This window comes from Bradyrhizobium niftali, assembly GCF_004571025.1.
Classification (GTDB): Bacteria; Pseudomonadota; Alphaproteobacteria; order Rhizobiales; family Xanthobacteraceae; genus Bradyrhizobium; species Bradyrhizobium niftali.
This window is the reverse complement of record NZ_SPQT01000094.1, coordinates 1-4,405: the sequence shown is the minus strand read 5'-3', so window position 1 is coordinate 4,405 and position 4,405 is coordinate 1. Positions and strand designations below refer to the sequence as shown.

General features: G+C 62.2%; 7 protein-coding genes and 1 pseudogene. 3 read left to right on the top strand and 5 right to left on the bottom strand.

What is annotated here, in order from left to right; genetic code table 11:
* On the top strand, positions 1-232 hold a 232-nt coding region (locus E4K65_RS46400; RefSeq protein WP_167771705.1), incomplete at its 5' end, for a transposase.
* A 346-nt stretch (positions 233-578) separates the two neighbouring features.
* On the opposite strand, the gene E4K65_RS46395 is transcribed toward E4K65_RS46400, so the two are convergent.
* From E4K65_RS46395 to E4K65_RS46380, 5 genes and pseudogenes are all read right to left on the bottom strand, one after another.
* Positions 579-794, bottom strand: a complete 216-nt coding sequence (locus tag E4K65_RS46395; RefSeq protein WP_027548382.1) for a hypothetical protein — start codon at positions 792-794, stop codon at positions 579-581.
* A gap of 39 nt (positions 795-833) precedes the next feature.
* Complete coding sequence (locus tag E4K65_RS48115) at positions 834-986, bottom strand: hypothetical protein (protein WP_156937099.1); 153 nt, start codon at positions 984-986, stop codon at positions 834-836.
* A 29-nt stretch (positions 987-1,015) separates the two neighbouring features.
* Complete coding sequence (locus E4K65_RS46390; protein ID WP_135179725.1) at positions 1,016-1,219, bottom strand: hypothetical protein; 204 nt, start codon at positions 1,217-1,219, stop codon at positions 1,016-1,018.
* 32 nt (positions 1,220-1,251) lie between these two features.
* Positions 1,252-1,938 (bottom strand): annotated as a pseudogene (locus E4K65_RS46385) (L-2-amino-thiazoline-4-carboxylic acid hydrolase).
* Positions 1,939-1,986: 48 nt separating this feature from the next.
* Positions 1,987-2,379, bottom strand: coding sequence for a RidA family protein (locus E4K65_RS46380; RefSeq protein WP_135179724.1), 393 nt, complete (start codon positions 2,377-2,379; stop codon positions 1,987-1,989).
* Between the two features lie 127 nt (positions 2,380-2,506).
* On the opposite strand from E4K65_RS46380, the gene E4K65_RS46375 reads away from it, so the two are divergent.
* On the top strand, positions 2,507-3,136 hold the full coding sequence (locus E4K65_RS46375; RefSeq protein WP_135179723.1) for a LysR family transcriptional regulator: 630 nt from the start codon (positions 2,507-2,509) through the stop codon (positions 3,134-3,136).
* 1,057 nt (positions 3,137-4,193) lie between these two features.
* Positions 4,194-4,405 (top strand): transposase (locus E4K65_RS46365; protein ID WP_135179525.1); only part of this gene is annotated, 212 nt, incomplete at its 3' end.

The following is a 4,405-nucleotide window of genomic DNA, read 5'->3' as shown; positions in this document are numbered from 1 at the left end:
CGATGCTGTGCAGCAGCGCCTTGATGCGAACCCGATGGCTATGCGTCAACGTCGCGAGACCGTCGAGCATCCGTTCGGCACAATGAAGGCCCGCATGGGCGCGACACACTTCCTGACCAAAACGCTTCCGAAAGTAGCCGCCGAGATGGCTCTTTCGGTTCTGGCGTACAATCTAACAAGGGTCATGAACATCGTCGGGATCAAGCCGCTGATCGCTGCGATCGCGGCCTGAGAACTGCGTGTCTCCTGCCTTCCGGGCCAGATACCCTTAGGCACCGTTTTTACACGACCAAGACCCTTTTCTTCCGGCGCCGAGCGCCCAGTCGGCGTGTTCAAGTCTTTGTTCGGATCGGCTTGCGCTGTCGCAAATCCGCACGACACGGCCCAGCAAATCGTCGTTATCAGAATAATCCTCACGGCGACCTCCGCTTGGCTAAATGTAACAAACAGGCTGGGCCACCCTTCAGTTCCGAAGGCCACATCCGGCCCCCTCAAACCGTGACCGCGAGTTAATCAATCACCTCGTCAACGAGCACCACCGGCTGAGGTGGAATTTCGAAGGGAGCGTTTTCGCTGTCTCAGGGTTGCAGGAGTGATAGGAGCCTTTGACGGTCTTGATCGCGTAGGCGTTGGCATTCACGCAGCCGTTCCAGCTCCTCTTCAGCGCTTGCAGTATTTTGACCCTCACGTTTCAAGTCGAGAACTAGCCGCTCCTGTTCTGCAAGCTGGCGCTCTCCTGCGACCACCTCGCGTTCAATACGGCCCAACTCATCATAGATCGAGGTTCTGTCCATCGAAGCGCTCCACGGTGCTCGATCAACCCGATCCACGTTTCACCGTTCCTCCCTTTTTCCGTTTTTTCCCTGCAGGCCACCGTCGATCTCGACGCCAAGCTTGCGGCTCAGCGCCTGCTCGAGCGGCGACAGCGTCTTGGCCGCGGCGATTGCTGGAAGGCATAGGCAAGCGACTGCGATCATGATGCGCATGGAGAGACTCCAGAGATGTGAGAAGCCGGTTAGTGCAGGTACGGGGAAACGACCGGATACCAGATTTCGGCAACCGCCTGGTGCCCTTGCGCGCTGGGATGCCCCATGCTGTCGGCGTAGCCTGTCGTGCTGATCGTCGGATTGCCTCCGTTCGATCCCGTGACCGTGATCCACCGGTTTGTAGAGGCCGCATGGAGAACCTGAAACTGCGCGACACCGCCGCCCGTCGACATCAGGAGCGAGCCGGCCGCGCGTCCATGAGGCATCACCTCGGGAGCCGCGAGAAGCGGAAATTGCAGTGGCTCGCACCGCCAGCCAATGTTTGCGTCCTGTCCAGACGGATGCCGCGCACAGCATAGGCGTCGAAATCAAGCCCGCAGATGTTCGGCAGGATGTCCTTGTCTCCATGGCGGGCGGCGAATTTGCAGAAGCCGCAGGCCTTGTAGTTGATGCCGAACTCAAAGGTGTCACCCGCGCCCGGCTCGACGAAATCGTAGACGAAGTCTTCCGGGAACTCGTCCTGATGGCTGCTTGTGACGCTTTGCGCGGCCTGCTCGCGCAGCAGCGCCTGGTTCTCAGGCGACATGAACTGATGCCCCGAAGCGAGGCGTTCCGCTTCTGGCACGGTGAGCAATTGCGCCTTGTAGGTTTCCCGCTCGATCTCGCCGATCAAGGGCAGCGGCACGCCGTGTCGCCGGAGCACACGGCTGATCGCCATGAAACCCATGAGACGCATGAAGAAATCGCTCATGCGACTGGCCGCACCGCCGACATAGGGCATCTGGGTGAGCACGATCTCGAATTCGTCCATCACCTACTGCCTGATCCCGTCGATATCGGACAGATGCGCGTGCTCGCGCAACATCGCTTCGGCAAGGTCGAGGCGCTGGCACATGGCGGCCTCCATTGCACCGCGATGCGCCTCGTAAAAGGGGTGGAGGATCTCAGCCATTGGACACCTGACACGATTGGCCCGTTGCAAGGTCGGCGAGAGCCGGGTTCATTCCGCGGCAATCGCCTCGATCTCCAGCAACCATTTGCTGTCGACGGTCTCGACGATCACGACCGTCAGCGCAGGCTGATGTTCCCCAAGCATGGCGCGGCGAATGGTTCGGTTGGGCACGACCTGCTTCCGGTCGGTCAGGAACGTCGTGACCTTGACCAGATTCCCGACGCCAAGGCCGGCAGCGGCAAGCACCTCGATGACGTTGCGCCAGGCTTGCTCGCATTGCGCCTCGAATCCTTCAGGCACGGCGCCGTCGGATGCCTCGGGCACCTGGCCGCTGACAAACAGCAGGCGGCGATGCTGCTTCAATTCAAGTCCCATGCTGTAACCGCCGGCGGGAGCATGGACCGTTGCGGGATTGTGGCTGACGATGTGAGCTGGGGGCATGGCGTTTCTCCGGATTGCGGCTGACCGTATCCGGCAACATCGCCGCGGCGCAAAGCATCATTCCTGCGGTTCAGCGCAAGAAAATCTATTGCAAGGCCACAGCCCATCGGTGTCAAACTGCGACGCGATGACCTACTCTCTTCCGCCACTCAACGCGCTCCGCGCCTTCGAAGCCGCCGCGCGGCATCTCAGTTTCAAGCTCGCCGCGCACGAACTGCACGTCACGCCTGCCGCCGTGGGGCAGCAGGTGAAAGCGCTGGAGGCACGCCTCGGCGTGCGCCTGTTCGAGCGGCTGCACAAGCAGCTGATCCTCACCGCCGCCGGTCAGGCCTATCTGCCCGGGATATCCGATGGCTTTCGCTGCATTGCGGCTGCGACCTCGCAATTGAAACCGGCTGGTGCGGTGCTGCTCCAACTGGGGGTCCATGGCAGCCTCGATTTGCGCCGCCTCGCCCTGGCGGAGTTTCGCGGCGCGCATGCCGATATCGGTTTGCGGGTTCTGCAACCCGCCGGCCTGCACGAGCTGGTCGAGGGCAAGGTCGACCTGCTGATTGCCCGCGGTCTTGGCCACCATCCGGGCTATCGCTGCGACCGGATCAACGAGGGAGCCGGATTGGGCGATTGGCTGATTGCGCCCGAGGGCACCGCGGATTGTCCCGAGATCGTCAGTTTCCGCGAATGGCTGCGCGCCCTGGCGAACGAGGCCCCGCTCGCAAACCGCAACCGCCCTCGCCTGGTCCGCACCGTCGGAAGTTGAGGCGACGCCGTAGCCGCAGGATTGCCCGTCGGGCAAAACACCCCGCGGGCATCACCTCATGGCCTGTCAATCCTCCACCGCAAACATATTCCACTTTACCGAAATTCGGATTTATCGTACACATTGGACACCCTGGCCCGAGACAAGGGGCGGATCGCGATCGTCACGAACCGCGGGCCGGGCAGCGATGGACGCGACGGCGTCGGGCGCGAGCGGCATTGCAGGGCGGGAAACCGTGAGCAATTGCCTTCGCGCGAACGACACGGCGCCGACAGCGTCTTCGCATGGCCGCGACGGTGAGCACACGCCAGCCGTCGAGGATGCATGCGAAGACGTGCGCGGACGGAGAAGTCGTGTGGTCCCGACGCCCGGGGTCTGTGCGTCAAGCCTTGCGGTGATGTGCGCTGCCCGACCGGACGCGCACATCAGCCAACCGTGAGGCGACGGGGGCAATAGTGCATCGCTCCCCGAGGAGAGCACGAAGGACACCGTTAAAACCATTCGCGCAGGGAAGGCCGGGCGACCGGCATCACCTGTGGTCCACCCCGTGTGCACTCTTTGTAGCGCACGGACCTGCGGGTGCCAGCCGGCGCCCGGCCTTCCCTGCGCCCTTGTCTCGATAAGGGCAATGCTAGAGGCAAAACTCGGGCGACATGCGCCGCGAGAACGCGATGATGTGCCTGCTGTTTGAGATGTGAATTGGAGAGCGATGGCCTCACCACTTGCTCCGTCATTGCGAGCGGAGCGAAGCAATCCAGACTGTCTCCGCGGAAAGTTTCTGGATTGCTTCGCTACGCTCGCAAAGACGATGGAGAAACGGCGAGCGCACTCCATCACCGTCACCCTGAGGTGCGAGCCTCTTCGGCGAGCCTCGAAGGGCGACGGCCCGGCTGTCGCTGCTAAGGTATCGAGGCATCCCGGCCGTTCATCCTTCGAGGCTTCCGATGGGGCGCTCCCGCGCCCCATCACTCGCTCCTCAGAGCCTGACCGAAAAAGGTGAGCGGCTTTAGCGGGCCTGTGATTCCTTCGGATTTGCAAAGATTCGAGGGAGGACACCATGCCGTGGACCAAAGCCGCTCGTATCAAGTATCAGCGCAGTGGACTGCGTTACACAAGTGATCTGACCGATGCAGAGTGGGCGTTGATCGCCCGGAAGATGCCGCCGCGACGGCGATTGGGCCGGCCGCGGGAGGTTAATCTGCGCGAGATCGTGCAGGCGATCTTCTATATTCTGTCGAGCGGCTGCCAGTGGCGAGCCTTGCCGAAGGA